The following is a 16340-nucleotide window of genomic DNA, read 5'->3' as shown; positions in this document are numbered from 1 at the left end:
GCTTTTGCCCAGACTGGCGGCATGGCGAACGTGACACGAACCGTCGGTGAGACAGCGGCAATGCTCGCGCTGTTGTTTGGCGCGCGGCGCTACTACCGAAATTGGGGCTCGACCAAGTCCGAGAGTCAGATGGCGCTGCCCGGCGACAGCTTGGCCGGCGATCCGGCGATTCAGTCAACCGAGGCGGTTTACATCGATGCCACGCTGTCCGAGGTCTGGCCGCTACTGCTGAAAGTCTTGCGCAGGAAAGGCGCGGTCAACGGCGATGGGGGTGCCGAGGGCCGTGCCGCTGTCGGCGGCCACAATTCCGGTGCGGTGCCGGTAACGCGGCTGGAAGTCGGGGATCGCGTCAGCCTGGCCGCTGCCGACTGGATGGGTTTACCCGACGGCATGACGTTCAACGTCGTTGAGATCGTGCCCGAAAAGTACCTTGTGCTCACGGCGACACGGCCAGATCTGAGCCGCGACGCCGTATGGTCATTCCATCTTCAGCCGCATTGGGAGGACCGGGTTCGACTGCTCGTCCGTGCTCGAATCGGCCTACGTCACCCGGGTGAAGTATTCGTGGTGGAGCTGCTCAGGCCGCTGATTGCATTGGGGACGCGAGCACTGTTACTGGGGATCAAGCGGCACGCCGAGCGGCCACACTACGCGAGCCCGACACCGTTACGTCCCGTGGCGCAATCGCTTGGCGATCCGGGTCGGTAAGCGCCGCAAAATCCGGCGCACCTGCAGACAGGTCCATTGGCTGCGGGGCGAAGGCCTAACGGCCCTAGTACCGGGTGGGGCGCGTTCCCTACTTTTGGGTGCAGGTCGAACCGTATCTCAGGAGGGCTCAATGGGTACCGCACGCGACGCCGTGGATCGTGGTCTGGTACTCGAACCCCGCCACTCGGTCACTAGTCAGGGGACAGACCGGACATCGACTGCGTCGGAAGCGCTGTCCTTGAATAGCATTCGGAGGTAGTGAGGTGCCCGAGGCCATACCGCTCGGAAGAATTGCCGGGTTCGTCGTGAAAGTTCACTGGAGCGTGATAGTGATCTTGTGGTTGTTCACGTGGAGCCTGGCGACTACATTGCCGCACGCCGTCGCTGGTTATTCGCGATCGGTCTATTGGCTCGCTGGTGCGTGCGGCGCCGTGGTGCTGTTGGCGTCACTGTTGGCCCACGAGCTCGCTCACGCGGTCGTTGCCCGCCGGACGGGAGTGGACGTGGGGGATGTCACGCTGTGGTTGTTCGGCGGTGTGACGACTCTCGACGGAGAAGCGAAGACACCAAAAGCCGCTTTTCGCATCGCATTTGCCGGACCGGCCACCAGCCTTGTCCTGTCCGCCGTCTTCGCCGTCGCGGCGATAACGCTCGCCGAGATGAGGGTCGCCGCCATCGTCGTGAGCGTGGCTTGGTGGTTGGCTACCATCAATTTGGTGCTGGGCCTGTTCAACCTGCTACCCGGTGCTCCGTTGGACGGCGGCCGCGTGATGCGTGCCTATCTGTGGCGCCGACACGGCGACAGCGTGCGGGCCGCGGTCGGGGCAGCGCATGCCGGGCGGGTCGTCGCCATCATCTTGATCACGTTGGGACTCGCCGAGTTTCTCGCGGGAGGCCTCGTCGGAGGCGTCTGGTTGGCATTCATCGGCTGGTTCATCTTCGCGGCCGCACGGGAGGAGGAGGCTCAGGCCACGAATCGGCAAATTTTCACCGGCGTACACGTTGCGGACGCGATGACGGCTCAACCCCACACCGCCCCCGGATGGATCACCGTGGAGGACTTCATTCAGCAGTATGTCTTGGGAGACCGGCACTCGGCGTACCCCGTCGCCGAGCGGGACGGTTCGATCGTGGGACTGGTGACACTGCGCCAGCTTCGCGATCTTGCACCTGGGCGGCGCGCCACGACCAGCGTGCGCGAGATTGCGCTACCGCTGGACCGCGTGCCGACCGCGACACCGCAGGAACCACTGAGTGACCTGCTGCAGCGGATGGCACCCATCGGCGCCCGCAGCCGCGCCCTCGTCATGGACGAGGGCAGAGTGGTCGGGATCGTCACGCCGAGCGATCTGGTGCGGCTGATTGATGTGTACCGGCTTGCCCAGCAAACACCGGGCCTGCCCGCACCACGTCAAGACGCGGGCAGTTATTCCCCTGCTGGGTAGACCTCGAATCGAGAGAGGTGCGGACAATGAAACCGGTCAGTGTGGGCATCGACGGTTCGCCCGCGGCGATCGCGGCAGCGCTCTGGGGCGCCGACGAGGCTATGGCCCACGCGGTCCCGCTGCGCCTCATCGCGGTCATCAAGCAAACGCATCCGTCCACCGATGATTACGCCCGCGACCTCGCGCATGCCGAGAAGTCACTCCATGAAGCGCAATTGGCGGTCGAAGCCACCCGAAAATCCGTCGTCATCGAAACCGACATTCCCCGCGGGCGGCCCGGCGCGGTGCTGGTCGAGGCTTCTCGCGATGCCATGATCGTCTGCGTAGGGTCGGTCGGGATCGGGCGGTATGCACGCTCGATCCTGGGTTCTTCGGCATCCGAACTAGCCGAAAAGGCGTATTGTCCGGTGGCGGTCATCCGCACCGGATCCGATCGGCCGCCGCCGGACATCAATTGGATCGTGGTTCGCCTGACCGATACACCGGATAACGACGCCGTCATCAAATACGCTGCACGGGAAGCGGCGTTACGCAGGGCACCCATGCTGGTCTTGGGAGGCCGGCCGGAGGAACTCACCGAACAAGCAGACGGTATGTTCGCGCGCCGCGTAGAGGATTGGCGGAAGCGACATCCCGAGGTGCGGGTGTATCCGATAACCACCAAGCGTGAGATTGCCACCTTCCTCAACGACAACGATGCGCGGGTACAGCTTGCGGTCATCAGTGGCGGCGAGGCCGGCCAGCTCGCGCGGCTTGTCGGACCTTCGGGTCATCCGCTGTTCCACCACCCCGAATGCTCGGTGCTGGTTGTGCGCGGGACGGTTTGACGGTCTGCCGCGATCAGCCGCCGGCCAGGCGTCGGCTCGTCACGCGAAGTTGGCGGTCCGTACTATCGGCAAGCGCGCCAAGCTGGTCTGGGCTCAGCCGGCCACACAGCCGGCCCCAATGGACCGCGACCTGGTCACCGATGGCCACATCGGGCACCGCACTGTAGCCGTCGGCCCATACCTGCAGCCGCCGCTCCGAATCCTCCGACAACGTCAGTGCCCGGCCGTTCCACGCCAGCCGACGGCACCTGATTTTCACGCCGTCTTCGGTTCGGGAAATGACTGTGCCCCAAGCGATCCGGCAATTGTCGAGCACCTCGAGCGGGTGTTGGTCCATGCCCCGGCCCAGAAGCCTCGTCCACGGGTACACGCCGAACACATGAAAGCAGTGATTGCCGGCCGCCTCATGGGCCAGGTCCGCGGTGAGGTGTGACCAGTACCGGCCCGCTTGCGGGCCGATGATCTGCAGCAACGCATCGAAGAAAGCGTGCGGATCGATGCCGGCGGCGATACCGCCGCCCAGCCAATATGATTCGACTAGTCGATGATCCAGTGGGTCGGCGATGCCGGTGAGCGCAGACAACACCCGCAGATACGGCCAGGCCCCGGAAAACTTGGTGGCCGCGTGGCGCACCTCCTCGACGGAGCCGTCGCGCAGCGTGGCACCCAGCGGCGGACCGCAGTAGCCCAGCGCGTTGGGCGCGTACGCGTAACGCGCGAACATGTCGACCCCGCGGATGTCCGCGTTGTGGGTCAACTGCGCGCCACCAGCTTGACGGCGTCGTGGTGCAGGCGGCCAAAGTTGTAGTACGCGGCGCAGGCCCTCTCGGGGGGCACCATGCAGGTGCCGGTCGCGGTGCAGCGCTGGCGGACCTGTGCGGAGCGAGAGTCCGACCCCGAAAACCGGGCGAGCGTCTGGGGCGCCTTCGTCATGTCAGCCGCCCTCCGGACTGATTGCCGGATCGGTGGTGCCCCGCCCCATCAGCTGCAGGCCTGCCATGGCCTCCTCGGCCCCGGTCCGGTCCGTCTTCTCGACGACGAAGCCCATATGGATGATCACCCAATCCCCGGGCGCGAACGTCTCTTCGGGCAGCATCCCGATATTGACTTGGCGCCGCTCGCCGGTGACGTCGACCAGCGCGAGCTGCCCTTCATAACCATCCAGCACCCGTACCACCTGACCGGGTATCCCCAGGCACATTGGTCAGCACTCCTCGCGCATGGCCGCGCAGGACGTTTGTAATGCCGCGACGATCTCCTCGACTGCCCGGGCGGCCCTCGGAACTGCCTGTGCCACCGGCTCGGTGAGGCCGATACCTTCCTCGACACAGCCCGCCTCACATCCGACGACCACGGTGTAGGGCGGCGTGCCCCCCAGCGCGCGCAGGCTGGCGAACACCGCGGCGGGGTCCATGCTGTGGCTATCCAGAACCCATGCGGCCGAATCTGATTCATTCGTCTCGTGGTCGGCCTGAAACACATGCAACGTGCCCGGCCTGCCGCGACTGGGCACCGCGTCGACGAGGACGAGACCGTCCCATTCGTCGAGCAGATCGTAGGCCAGGTGCATGCCGCTGATTCCGTAGTCGGTGACACGGACGTTCGAATCGTGAGGCGGGATCGCGGCGTTTCGAATCACCTCGGAGCCGAACCCGTCGTCGCCGAGGAAGATGTTGCCGATCCCGGCCACCAGAATGCGTGCAGTCATCGGTGTGTCCGAATCGGCTACATGCGCCTCAATCTCAGGTACCGGCGGGCGTCAGGCAACGACCCCACTCCCAGCACCAGTCCGATCGCGACCACCAGCGCGATGAGGGCGATGAATATCCAACCCATGATTTCCATGTCGGACTCCTTTCAGACGTTACGCGTGGGCTGTGCCGCCGGCAGCGGCTCGATCTCGTCGGGGGAGAAGTACAGGTAACGTCCGTACCACTGGTGCAGATCGGCGGCCGGGTCATCGTCGACAACTACGCCGACATGTTTGTTTCCCTCGACATCCTCGTGCACCGACGCGACCCGAGCGGTCTTGCCGGCAACGAAGATGTCCTGCGCGTCGGCGTTGCGAGCGGGCCGCAACCGCACGCGGCTCCCGCGCGCGATGCGCGTCCCGTTCACCAATATCGCGTCGCTTTCGGGGCGAACGGCATTGTCGGCCAACGGGTCCCACCAGTCGACGCACTCAGGGATCTCCGGGACCAGTCCCGCTGCTGCATGCGGATCGCGCAGGACGCCGTGCAGGCGGGCCATCGTGTCCGGCGACATGGCATCGCAGTGGTCGATGATCTGGGCGGCCCGGGGATCGGTGGCCCGCGCCTTTGCCTTTTCCTCGTCCGTCATGGTCATCACGCGCAGGGTCAGGATCTCGTCGATCTCGGTGCAGTCGTAGAGTGCCGCATGGCTCTGTTCGGCTACCTCCGGATGGTCGTAGAGAATGATCGGCGACACCAACAACATGTCAGCGCTGCCCGGCGGACCGGCCAGCACGGGGAAGCAGCGATGGTGCCGGCATCTCGACGCCGCGGCAGCCGCGGCGGGGGGCGGTTCGAGCAGCGAGACGAACTGGCCGCCAGCGACTTCGGCAAGAAGGTGAGTCCCGATCATCGATCGCGCGATCGCGTCATCCTTGTCGGACGCCGCGCCGCCGACGTTGCTGATCCGTATCGAGACGCGGCGCAGCCCGCCGTCCGGTTGGGAGCTGATAGTCATTTCGCCGTTCACTGGTTGACGTTCGCGGACCAAACGGCCGCCGTCGATTGACTTGATGTCGAGGGCCGCGTTTGCCACGAAGCCAAGCGTGCGCTGTTTGCCGTCGAGAGGAATTGGGCCGAAGGACCTCTCGAAATCGACCGCCTCGTCCCACGTCAGCCAGGTGCCTTCCGGCGCCCTCAGCTCGGCGACCGAGACGAACTCGCCGTCGGCCACCTCGCGTTGTGCGCTGCGATGCTGCAATTGCAGAAACCGCACGAACAAGGTGATCGCCTCGGCGCCGTCGACCAGGAAGTCCGTCGCAAGCGTGTCGTCTTCGCCCAATCCCGCACCGAGCGCACCTGGCGGTCCGAGAACTCCGAACTGCCAACGTGACTGGTTCTTGCTCGACGTCGCGCGATAGGGGTACAGCAGGTAACCCTCATAGAGCACCGCCTCGGCCACAAGGCGGGCCCGATCCCAGCTCGACGTCATCGTGCCACCTCCCGCTCGGGATCCAGCAGTGAGGTGATTGCGTGGTCGAGATCGAGCAGCCCCCGCGCCGATTTGTAGCCGGCCAGCGCGCCGATGGTTTCATGACGCAGTCGCACCCACCCGGTGTTCGGATAGTGCTGCGCGATCAGGTCGCGCCACGCCGCGACCGGCATGTCGTAGCGGTGCTCGCAGTCCCAGGACACCTGCTGGACCGAGAAGCCGCGATCGGACTTGACGAATATCGTTCCGCTGAAGAGGAATTGAAGCGGCAGTGTCCCGTCGCGCAGTGCGTGCAGAAACTTGGCGGCGGCGACTTCGAAGTCGTAGCTGCAGTCCAGCGCGAGCGGGACCGTCGTGGTGCCCGTGAATCCGGGCACCAGCGCGGTGCAATGCTGCCAGATAAATGTGCGCTGGGTCGTAGCCCAGCGCTCGCGCGGCCCAAACAGGTCGAGCAGCCCGGCCGCCTCGTCGTCGGAGTAGGAGCGGCGCAGCGGCTCGATCCGGACCTGGCACCGCAAAGCCATGGCGTGCACCGGGTCATCGGTGTTGACGTCGACGCTGACGCGGGCGGTCAGCACCGGAGTGACGCTGTACGGCTCGGGCGCGAGGTCGACAACGGTGAAGGTCAGCTGCATCGGGCGCTCGTTCATCGGGCCACTTCCCGGGTTCGGGCGGCGATTCGCGCGAAGAAGCTGTCGATGAATTGGCGAGCCTCGTGGCCCCCGTCGAAACCACGCCACAGCAAGCGCAGTCGTCCGACGAACTCATAACAGGCGTCGATCGGCACGAGGTAGCTGAGCGGGTCGGCGTAGACACTGTCGTCGGGGACTCGCACGAGCAGCGCCTCCACATCGTCGGCCAGCAGCGCAACCCGTGGGTCATTGCCGCTGATGGCGGTCCAGGAGTCCAGGTCGAGCTCGGATTGGCATGCCCCGGCCGGGCCGGGATAGAAGGCAACGGTGCAGCCCAGCGCGGAATTGGTGAAGAAGAAAGCCACGCCCACCGGGATTTGCAGTGCTTCCCACGCGCGACGGTCCAGCGCGAAGTCAGGGAACGCCAGGTAACGGTCGGGCACAGCGCGATAACGCAGCTCGGCGACGCCGTCGGTGAACAGCAGGTAGCACGCGCGGCACACACACATCAGCTGCCGGCCGGCGACATTCACGACGTGCTGATGCTCGTCGCCGATCGGCTCGGCGCACATTTCGCAGCGCTCACCGGCCGGTTGGGCAGGAGCCCGGTTGGTGGTGATGCGGGTCAGCACGTCGTAAGCGCTATTCATTGGCGCCGCTCCTCCTCATCGCTTCGCTCTGCATCGTCGCCGGCGCTGTTCATTGGCGCCGCTCCTCCTCATCGCTTCGCTCTGCATCGTCGCCGGCGCGCGTCATGTGTTCGCCCCCATCGGTTCTGGGAGCGCAATCGACGGCACGCCGTCGCGCGGCAGCAGGGGGAGGGGATCGAGATGGGCTCCGTCCGGGCCCGCGCCGGCGTGCACGATGTCGAACTGTGCGCCGCAGCGCGGACATCCCAACAATGTCTCGTGGAGCTGGGCGCCCGCCAGCGAGCCGTCACACACCGGACAGTGGTCGCGGTAGGCCAGTGGCAAGTCGCCGACCCGGCACACCAGCAGGGCCGCGCCCGAAATCAGGAAGCCCGCGACCTGTCCCGGCTCCAACTCGGCCACTTCGGGCATTGGATGCCAGGCTGAGCCGTCCGCACGACCGTGGCCATCCGAACGCACGTGCGCCAGAAGCGATTCGGCAGGTATCACATCGGCGGCCGCCTGCACCGCCACTGCCTCGATGGCGGAGATCTCGGGCGCGGCGGCGCGCACCGCGTCCTCGACCGCCAGCTCCAGGGTCGCGGCCGAGGACGGGCAGCTCTTGCAACTTCCCTGGAATGCGAGCCGCACCGTGGCTCCCCCTTCCTGGAAGACAACGTCCAACAGCTCGACATCGCCGCCATGCGACCCCAGGTAGGGCCGGACCCGGTTCAGCGCGTCGGCCACCCGACGCCGCGTGTCGTGAGGATGCAGCCCGTGCACCAACAGCAGGCTGGCCACCAGGTCGTCGGTGGCCAGCCGCTCGGCCAGGCCGGGGGAGTCGGAGAGTGCGAGGATCCGTTGCAGCCCAGCACCGTACAGCCCGACTATCTCCCGAACCAACTGCTGTGCTCGGTCATGCGCGGCCGGCCCACTTGCCGCGCACGAGTCGAGCAGCGTCTGGATCCGATCGCCCGCGGTGCGCCATTGCGTGTCACTGTTCTGGGTCTCCGGGCGATCCACGTGTCACTCCCCGGCTGGCGATTGCGTCGGGGTGTGCAGTCGCTGCAGGGTTTTGCCGTTCCCCAGATACATGTGCACCCCGCACGGCAGACACGGATCGAAGCTGCGCACGGTGCGCATCACGTCGATGCCCTTGAAGTTCTCCCGGCTGTTCTCCTCGAAGATCGGCTGCCCCTGCACTGCGTCCTCGTACGGTCCGGGCGTGCCAAAGCTGTCCCGAGGGTTGGCGTTCCACGGAGTGGGCGGGTAAGGGTGGTAGTTGGCGATCTTGCCGTCCCGGATCACCAAATGGTGACTGAGCACACCGCGCACCGCTTCGGTGAACCCGCATCCGATGCTCTCGTCGGGCACCTCGAACTTCTCCCACGTCTTGGTGCGCCCGGCGCGGAGCTCTTCCAGCGCCTTCTCCGCGAAGTGCAGCGCGCAGGCGGCGGCGTAGGCTTGGAAGTAGGTGCGTGCCCGGTCGCGTTCGATCGTGTTGCTACCGTATTTTGGGATCTGCCACTCGAACTCGACGGGCCCCTTCAGGGCCGTCTTAGGCAGGTTGATCTTGACACTGTTTCCGGTCGCCTTGACGTAGCCGATATCGACAAGACCTGCCAGTGCGGTCGACCACAGCCGGGCCAGCGGCCCGCCGCCGGTGTCGAGCGCCAGGTGGTCCTTTCCGTCGAACCAGCGCGGTGACATCACCCAGCTGTACTTGCCGCCGTCCATGTCGCGCTTCTGCGGGTGCGGGTTGGTGTGCTGATTCCACGGATGGCGCCGGTCCACGGCGTTGCCCAGTGGGTCGGTCTTGACGAACATCTCCTGCTCGGTCCAGTCGTCGTAGTACGAACTGCCTAAGAGGATTCGGATGCCGAGGTTGATGTCGACCAGTGAATGGGTGACCAGCTTGCCGTCCATCACCACGCCGGGGGTGACGAACATGGCGTTGCCCCAGCGCTCCATGTCCTCGTACTCGAAATTGCACACCTCGGGGTCCTGGAAGGAGCCCCAGCAGCCCAGCAGCGTGCGGCGCAGGCCGACCTTGTCGTAACCGGGTAGCGCCTCGCAGAAGAAGTCGAACAGGTCGTCATGCATGGGGACGACCTTCTTCATGAACTCGACGTAGCGCATCAGCCGCGTCACGTAGTCCGTCATCAGCTGTATGGTGGCGACGGTGCCGACCCCGCCCGGGTAGAGCGTGGACGGGTGCACGTGGCGGCCTTCCATGAGGCAGAACATCTCTCGCGTCCACCGGCTGACCGCGAGCGCCTCGCGGTAGAACTCACCGCTGAACGGATTGAGCGAGCGCATGATTTCGGCGATCGTCTTGTACCCGTGCGCATCGGCGTGCGCTGCCCCCGTCTTCTCGGCCAGCGCAAGGACGCTCGGGTTGGTCTCCGCAACCATCTTCTCGCAGAAGTCCACGCCGACCAGGTTCTCCTGGAAGATATTGTGGTCGAACATGTATTCCGCTGCCTCGCCCAGATTCACGATCCATTCGCCGATGTGCGGTGGCTTCACGCCGTAGGCCATGTTCTGCGCGTAGCAGGAGCAGGTGGCGTGGTTGTCGCCGCAAATACCGCAGATGCGGCTGGTGATGAAGTGGGCGTCGCGCGGATCTTTGCCCTTCATGAAAATCGAGTAGCCCCGGAAGATCGACGACGTGCTATGACACTCGACGACCTCTCTGTTCTCGAAGTCGATCTTGGTGTAGATGCCGAGGCTACCCACGATCCGCGTGATCGGGTCCCACGCCATCTCGACGAGTTGGCCTGGCTCACGCTTCTGTTGCGTCGGCTTGGGAACGATCGTTGTCATTACAATTACCGCTTTCTGCCCGCGGGCTGTGAAGGTCGTGAGACCGGGATGATGCGGGCCGTCACCTACCAGGTGCGGCGCGCCCCGGTGGTGAGCTGGTTACCGTTGTGGCGCCAGCGCGGCTCCTTGTCCACGGTGCGCTCGGTGATGTGGCGCAAGCCGCGGATCAGCGACCCGTACAGGCCCGACGCGGTGCTGGAGATCTTGCCGCCGGGTGGCTCGTCCATGAACGGCATGAACTTGTCGGGGAAGCCGGGCATGGTGCATCCGATGCAGATGCCGCCGACGTTCGGGCAACCGCCGATGCCGTTGATCCAGCCACGTTTGGGCACGTTGCATTTGACTACCGGGCCCCAACACCCGAGCTTCACAATGCATTTCGGTGACCCATACTCCGTGGCGAAATCGCCCTCTTCGTAGTACCCGGCCCGGTCGCAACCCTCGTGCACCGTCTTACCGAACAACCACTGCGGACGTAGCGCATCGTCGAGCGGGATCATCGGCGCCTGACCGGTGGCCATGTAGAGCAGGTAGGTCAGCGTCTCCGAGAGATTGTCGGGATGGATCGGACAGCCGGGAACGCAGACGATCGGGATGCCGGCCTTGCTCTTCCAGTCCCAGCCGAGGTAGTCGGGAACGCCCATGGCCCCGGTCGGGTTGCCCGCCATCGCGTGGATGCCGCCGTAGGTCGCACACGTCCCGACCGCGACCACGGCGGTGGCTTTCGGCGTCAGCCGGTCGAGCCACTCGCTGGTGGTCATCGGCTGTCCGGTCGCCGGGTCGTTACCGAACCCGCACCAGTACCCCTCGTCCTTGATCTTCTCGTTGGGAATGGATCCCTCGATGACGAGCACGAATGGTTCCAGCTCGCCCCGATCGGCCTTGAAGAACCACTCGAGGAAGTCGTCGGCCCCGCCGGAGGGTCCGCATTCGAAGTCGATCAGCGGCCAGTGAACGGCGACCTTGGGGAGGCCGGGAAGAGCTCCCAGCGCAATCTCCTCGACGGTGGGCTGGGTGGCGGCAGTCAGCGCCACCGAATCACCGTCACAACTCAGACCCGCGTTGATCCAGAGAACGTGGATCAAAGTTTCCTCTGCTTTGACTGCTGCTTCTGTCGGCATGCCGCAGCTTTCCGGGGCCGGGCTGGGGCCCCTGCGCCACCGGAGTCGACCGTCGGCCCACTTGCGTAGCGCTGTTTTTGGGTCTACTCCGGCCCTCAAGCGTTGTCAACGGGTACCGCTTTCCCGGCAACTGCACAAATGTCCCACGGCCTCGTGGGGGCAAGATATTACCTTTTTCCGCAATGGTTTTCGGCCAACAAGCGAGACTGGCTAATTACGTACGCGCGAGGCCGTCCGCGCCGATCGTGGATCTGCGACGAATCGTCGTGGCCGTCCGAACCATGGGCCCGTCCCCGTCTCCGGTGCGCGCACTCATCGGCAGGATCAGCGCGGAGGTGTTGACTTCCAGGATGCGCGCGACGTACTTGTCCACTCGACGTCCACCGACCGGAACATCACGCGGGTTCGTCGGCGATGGAATCTCCCGATTGTGGAGTCGCCCCCTACCGATCAAATCGGTTCATGGCGGATGCCTTTCACGAGACATCCAACGAGGTCACCAGAAATTCGTTGCCCCGCATCACCTCCACGTCGGGGCTGTCGCACTGCGGGCACCAGATGGACCACGCCGACGTGATCTCGGACTGGCGCCGGCACGCACGGCAGCGCACCGCCGCGGTCACGCACTCGAGTTCCAGCTCGGCGTCCGGCATATCCTCGGCATCCCGGACGAGCATCCAGCAAAACGACAGCGAATCCGGCACGACCTGGCGAAGAGCGCCGATCCGGACGCGTACCACTTCCACGTGCCGGCCCTCGGCATGTGTCTTGACCAGACCGGCGATCGCCTCGCAGAGCGAGAGTTCATGCATCGCCGGTCACCGCCGCCGGGTGCAGACCCATGAAATCGTTTCTACACCCGCACCGCGGTGGCGAATAGCCGATGCGGCGCTTGCCGCGAACTCCCGCCGCAGCGTGCGCATGTCCGAGTGGGTCATCGTCGCGGTCGGGCCGATGTCCCAGGTACACGGGGCATCCGCCATCGGTTGGCGCCCCGCCGCCCGGGTACCGATCGCTGGGGGCCTAAGGGCCGCAAGTCCGGGACAAACGACTCTCGCGACTCCGCGGGCGAGGCGCATACGGTTGGGTTGATGCCTGCAGGTCTCCAACAGATGGGTCGACCCGTGTCTGACCGCGCCGCACGATTCGATCAGCGCCGTGGTCACCATGCCAGCGCTCAGACCACGGAGCGACTGTTGGTCGCCGGCGACGTTGCGGCCGCCCGAGTCATCAGTGTGTCGATGCTGCTGTGTGTCGCGGCTTGGCTGATCGTGCTCGGCGTACGCGAACACTTCGGGCACGACCGCATCGGCCCCGGCCGGTTGGGTTGGTCGATTGCCCTACTGATCGCGGTGGCCCTGATCGCACGCGGAACATTTCTCGGCCGGCCGGTGACCGCTGGTCATGCCGCGACCGCGGCGGCCGCCGTATGCGCGGGAGTCGGCGCACATTTTTGGGAGTTCGGACTGTTCGGCAACGTTCTGGTTGCGAGCAGTGGGCTCGCGCTCATGTGGCCGACCAGTGCGCAACCACAACCCGAAATGCTCGGGTGGATCTGGCATTTGGTCGACTCCACCAGGGGGGACCCGCTGGCGCCGTTCGCCATGCATTCGAGCAAGAGCTACTACTTCAATCCCGACAAGACCGCGGCAGTCGCCTACCGCACGCGGCTGGGCTTTGCCGTCGTCAGTGGCGATCCGATCGGTGAAGTCAGGCAATTCCAGATGTTGGTAGACGATTTCGTCCGCATGTGCGGTAGTCGGGGCTGGCGGATCGTCGTGTTGGCCGCCGGCGAACGACACGTCGGGCTGTGGCGTGATGGCCGCCTCGGAAAATCGACGCTGGTGGTACCGATTGGGCGCGACGTTGTTGTCGACGTGCGCCGCTTCACCTTGCGCGGGCGCAGATTCCGCAACTTGCGCCAAGCGGTGCAGCGCACGCACAACTGCGGCATCAGCACCGAGATCGTCGGCGAGCAGCAGCTGGATGACGCGCTCAAGGTCGAACTGACCGAGGTGCTGTACGCGGCACACCGTGCCGCACGGACGGAGCGCGGATTCTGCATGAACCTCGATGGCGCGCTGCGGGGCCGCTATCCGGGCATTAAGCTGGCCATCGCGCGCGATCGACACGGGCGTGTCGTCGCATTTCACCGGTACACAACCGCCGGGCAAGGCTCGGAGGTGAGTCTCGATGTGCCGTTTCGTCGCCCGGGAGCACCCAACGGGGTCGATGAGCGGCTCACCACCGATATGATCAGCGACGCGAAAGACAAGGGCGCGCTGCGGCTTTCGCTGGCCTTCGCGGCATTTCCGGAAATCTTCGAGACCGAACATCCCGGCTTGGGCGAGCGCGTCGCGTACCGATTGATTCACCTGCTGGATCCGTTGATTCGTCTGGAGTCCCTCTACCGCTACCTTCGCAAGTTTCATTCGCTCGCCGAGCGACGTTACGCAGTGCTGTGCGCCCGCCACATACCGGCCGCATTGATGGTGTTGTTGTCGCTGGAATTCCTGCCGCGCCCGCGCCACCTGCGGCTGGTGCCACACTATTTCGGAGCCTAACCCGGTACGGCTGCGGCGGAATGGATGCCGACCTCAGTAGAAGTTGTGTCGTCAAAGGAGGAGATTCCGATGATCGAAGTGCTACCGGATATGCCGCAGGGGGTGATCGGCCTCCGGGTGTCGGGCCGGCTGTCAGGCCGCGAACTGCACGATGTCAAGCCGACCCTGGACGAGTATCTGAGCCGCGGTGACATCCGGATCGTGGAAGTCATCGCCTCCGACTACGAGGGCTTCGGGCCGGGTGGGTTTGTCGAGGACGTTAAACTGGGTCTGGGCACGGTGTTGCCGCACCATTCGGCCTTCAAACGAATCGCGGTCGTGTCCGACAAGGAATGGGTTGCCCACACCCTGCATGCGTTGCAGTGGATGATTCCCGGCGAGCTCGCCGTGTTCGGCCTCGATGAGCTCGACCGTGCCACGGAGTGGGCCGCCGGGTGATCGGGTTGGTTCGGCGCCCTCGGCGCTCTCGGCAGCCTACCGGTCAGAGGTGGAGAGCACTTTCCATCGGGGGCGAGCCGAACTGGAATAGCCGTCCGGTCACCGTTTCCGGCAGCACCCGCACGTAATGGGACTTCTCCGTAGAGATCCAAGAGAGTAACTGGGCACGTTCGGCCTTCTCGATGTCCTCATCGTTGTGAAGCGAGCGGGCAACACCCTTCACGATGACGCTCCAGCCCGACGCGGCGTTGTGGTCGTCAACCTCGAAGAGCACCTGGTGGTTGATCGCGGTGCTGACGAGCTTGGTGCCCTCCGCGGTGAGGAAAAGGATTGTTCGGCCTTGGGTGACGTAATTGACCGGGAAGATCTCGGGCTTGCCGTCCACACTCGTGACAAGCCGCCCCAGCGTTGCGCTCTCCAGCATCTCCCAGCATTCGCTCGCCGACAAGATGGTGACCTCATGACCGCTTCGGGGATTTGTCATAGCGACGAGTCTATTGGCGAACCCCGGCAAGCGGAGCCGGTCAAAGGTCCTCGCGTCCCAGGGTCCAAAGTTGTCTGGCGCTTGCGACAGGTCGATCAGCGGACGTGCAGGACGTCGTGCAACGGACGCCGCGGGGTCGGTGCCCCAACGTTTTCGAGCAACGGCGCGATCCCGGCGCGGACCAGTACCTGCGGGTGTAAGTCCGCCCCGATCAGTCCGCGCAAAATCTCACGGCTTTCGTTCACCTCGGTCAGGTGTGTCAACGTGCACGTCGCAATGCCCGCGAGGGTGCACTCGAGTAATATGGCGGATAGCACTTCGCCGCACCGTAGCCAGTCAATTCTGTTGTCGTGTGCGGTGGACAGGGCCAGGATCTTCGACCAGTCCAGTTCGACCTCACGGCGCCTGTTCGCATGAATCCTGGTGGGGAACTCGCGTCCGACGCCTACGCGGTGCTGCTCGTTGTCGGAGGTTAACGCGGTCGCGGGCAACCCGTCGTCGAGCATGAACGGTGATGTCCACCAATCCAATTCGGCGTGGTAGAGCCAGTCGTCGCGGCGGAATTCCTCGGTTAATCGGGTGGCCTCGGCCAGTCGCGGTCGCGCGTCGTCGGGAAGCACCTGGAGCTTGACGACGGCGCTGTCGATAACGCCGCGCAGTCTGGGCTCGAAGAGTTCCCAATACGTCGGTTGGCCCAGCGGGAGACGGTCGGTCCTGCGTTGCAAGATCGCCCCGGCGCGTTCGCGCTCGGCGTCGGTGACGTGTTCGACCCTGAAGAATTCGACCGATGCCAGTACATTCGGATCGGACCTGATCGGGAACCGCTTGACGTTTGACCGCCAGCCGGCAGCGAGCATGGCGACGCGCAGGTGGTCAAGCACTGCGCCGCAACTGATTATCGCTTCGCGACTGGAATTGTCAGTGCCTGGAACCATCCGGTGGGGGTTGACGAGCAGCCGCAGGCTTCCTGCCTCCGCCACCCACAGCCAAGGCTGGCTGTTGTGCACCGACGGAGCCCGGCAGGCCAGCTGTATCGCGTGCTTGAGCACCCCGATGTCCGGTGTCGATCGCACGATGCGGACCCCTCATCCCATTCCACGGCTTCAATGAGACGGTAGGGCTTGGCGGGCGGGAGGACTAGGGCCGTATGTCCCCGGCGACGAGTGACACTCGGCAAAGCCGGCGCACGGTCGACCGCGTCGATCAGCCCCGTTCCTCGGCAGCCGGTGCACCGCCAGCGGCGTGGTGTTCCACGTACTCGACCACATCGTCGAGCGTGCGCAGCGAGCCGTAGTCCGATTCCGGGATGTCGATGTGCAGCCGCCGATGGATGCCGCGCAGGAAACTCAGCCAGTCCATGGAATCGAGATCGACCTGGCGTCGCAGCGCAATGTCATCGCAGATTTCATCGGGATCGACTTCGGGGGCAATGGTCGTCAATACCGACAACACCGCTGCGCGAGTGTCTGTGGATGAAGTCATG

The 16340-nt window shown here is 65.0% G+C and carries 20 protein-coding genes; 5 read left to right on the top strand and 15 right to left on the bottom strand.

What is annotated here, in order from left to right:
• Positions 1-60 precede the first annotated feature (60 nt).
• From MSG_RS14070 to MSG_RS14060, 3 genes are all read left to right on the top strand, one after another.
• Positions 61-708, top strand: a complete 648-nt coding sequence (locus MSG_RS14070) for an SRPBCC family protein (RefSeq protein WP_232011028.1) — start codon at positions 61-63, stop codon at positions 706-708.
• 263 nt (positions 709-971) lie between these two features.
• Positions 972-2153: a site-2 protease family protein gene (locus tag MSG_RS14065; protein ID WP_096440490.1), complete on the top strand. Its 1182-nt coding sequence runs from the start codon at positions 972-974 to the stop codon at positions 2151-2153.
• 26 nt (positions 2154-2179) lie between these two features.
• Positions 2180-2980, top strand: a complete 801-nt coding sequence (locus MSG_RS14060; protein ID WP_096440488.1) for a universal stress protein — start codon at positions 2180-2182, stop codon at positions 2978-2980.
• A gap of 13 nt (positions 2981-2993) precedes the next feature.
• Here the strand turns inward: MSG_RS14060 and MSG_RS14055 are convergent, their stop codons facing one another.
• From MSG_RS14055 to MSG_RS14000, 12 genes are all read right to left on the bottom strand, one after another.
• On the bottom strand, positions 2994-3737 hold the full coding sequence (locus MSG_RS14055) for a DUF6390 family protein (RefSeq protein ID WP_258173976.1): 744 nt from the start codon (positions 3735-3737) through the stop codon (positions 2994-2996).
• A 177-nt stretch (positions 3738-3914) separates the two neighbouring features.
• Entirely contained in the window at positions 3915-4181 is a 267-nt protein-coding gene (locus MSG_RS14045; RefSeq protein WP_096440483.1) for a HypC/HybG/HupF family hydrogenase formation chaperone, read from the bottom strand.
• 3 nt (positions 4182-4184) lie between these two features.
• Positions 4185-4688 (bottom strand): hydrogenase maturation protease, encoded by a 504-nt coding sequence (locus MSG_RS14040; protein WP_096440482.1) that lies wholly within the window; start codon positions 4686-4688, stop codon positions 4185-4187.
• A gap of 17 nt (positions 4689-4705) precedes the next feature.
• Positions 4706-4825, bottom strand: a complete 120-nt coding sequence (locus MSG_RS26175) for a DUF6893 family small protein (RefSeq protein ID WP_096440480.1) — start codon at positions 4823-4825, stop codon at positions 4706-4708.
• 12 nt (positions 4826-4837) lie between these two features.
• On the bottom strand, positions 4838-6163 hold the full coding sequence (locus tag MSG_RS14030; RefSeq protein ID WP_096440478.1) for a hypothetical protein: 1326 nt from the start codon (positions 6161-6163) through the stop codon (positions 4838-4840).
• Positions 6160-6813: a DUF6084 family protein gene (locus MSG_RS14025; protein ID WP_096440476.1), complete on the bottom strand. Its 654-nt coding sequence runs from the start codon at positions 6811-6813 to the stop codon at positions 6160-6162. Before MSG_RS14025 ends, MSG_RS14030 begins: the two co-directional genes overlap by 4 nt.
• Positions 6810-7445, bottom strand: coding sequence for a DUF5947 family protein (locus tag MSG_RS14020; protein WP_096440475.1), 636 nt, complete (start codon positions 7443-7445; stop codon positions 6810-6812). The genes MSG_RS14025 and MSG_RS14020 overlap by 4 nt, the downstream gene beginning before the upstream one ends.
• A 102-nt stretch (positions 7446-7547) precedes the next feature.
• On the bottom strand, positions 7548-8447 hold the full coding sequence (locus MSG_RS14015; protein ID WP_096440473.1) for a NifU family protein: 900 nt from the start codon (positions 8445-8447) through the stop codon (positions 7548-7550).
• Between the two features lie 3 nt (positions 8448-8450).
• A complete protein-coding gene (locus MSG_RS14010; protein WP_096440471.1) occupies positions 8451-10250 on the bottom strand; it encodes a nickel-dependent hydrogenase large subunit in 1800 nt (599 codons plus the stop codon).
• Positions 10251-10315: 65 nt separating this feature from the next.
• Positions 10316-11371 carry an NADH-quinone oxidoreductase subunit B family protein gene (locus tag MSG_RS14005; protein ID WP_096440469.1) on the bottom strand — a complete coding sequence of 352 codons (1056 nt, stop codon included), beginning with the start codon at positions 11369-11371 and terminating at the stop codon, positions 10316-10318.
• Positions 11372-11585: 214 nt separating this feature from the next.
• Positions 11586-11744 (bottom strand): hydrogenase nickel incorporation protein HypB, encoded by a 159-nt coding sequence (locus MSG_RS24905; protein WP_142404522.1) that lies wholly within the window; start codon positions 11742-11744, stop codon positions 11586-11588.
• Between the two features lie 103 nt (positions 11745-11847).
• Entirely contained in the window at positions 11848-12183 is a 336-nt protein-coding gene (locus tag MSG_RS14000) for a hydrogenase maturation nickel metallochaperone HypA (protein WP_096440467.1), read from the bottom strand.
• Positions 12184-12564: 381 nt separating this feature from the next.
• Between MSG_RS14000 and MSG_RS13995 the strand changes: the two genes are divergently transcribed.
• The gene (locus MSG_RS13995; protein WP_373421197.1) at positions 12565-13935 is read left to right on the top strand and encodes a bifunctional lysylphosphatidylglycerol flippase/synthetase MprF; all 1371 of its coding nucleotides are present in this window, start codon (positions 12565-12567) and stop codon (positions 13933-13935) included.
• Between the two features lie 69 nt (positions 13936-14004).
• A complete protein-coding gene (locus tag MSG_RS13990; RefSeq protein ID WP_096440464.1) occupies positions 14005-14373 on the top strand; it encodes a SpoIIAA family protein in 369 nt (122 codons plus the stop codon).
• 43 nt (positions 14374-14416) lie between these two features.
• Here MSG_RS13990 and MSG_RS13985 read toward each other — a convergent pair whose 3' ends face one another.
• The 3 genes from MSG_RS13985 to MSG_RS13975 form a co-directional block, all read right to left on the bottom strand.
• Entirely contained in the window at positions 14417-14857 is a 441-nt protein-coding gene (locus tag MSG_RS13985) for a pyridoxamine 5'-phosphate oxidase family protein (protein ID WP_096440462.1), read from the bottom strand.
• Positions 14858-14952: 95 nt separating this feature from the next.
• A complete protein-coding gene (locus MSG_RS13980; RefSeq protein ID WP_232011289.1) occupies positions 14953-15906 on the bottom strand; it encodes an Acg family FMN-binding oxidoreductase in 954 nt (317 codons plus the stop codon).
• Positions 15907-16060: 154 nt separating this feature from the next.
• A complete protein-coding gene (locus MSG_RS13975; RefSeq protein WP_096440458.1) occupies positions 16061-16339 on the bottom strand; it encodes an acyl carrier protein in 279 nt (92 codons plus the stop codon).
• Position 16340 lies beyond the last annotated feature (1 nt).

It is taken from the genome of Mycobacterium shigaense, assembly GCF_002356315.1.
Classification (GTDB): Bacteria; Actinomycetota; Actinomycetes; order Mycobacteriales; family Mycobacteriaceae; genus Mycobacterium; species Mycobacterium shigaense.
This window is presented reverse-complemented; position numbering and strand designations above follow the sequence as displayed.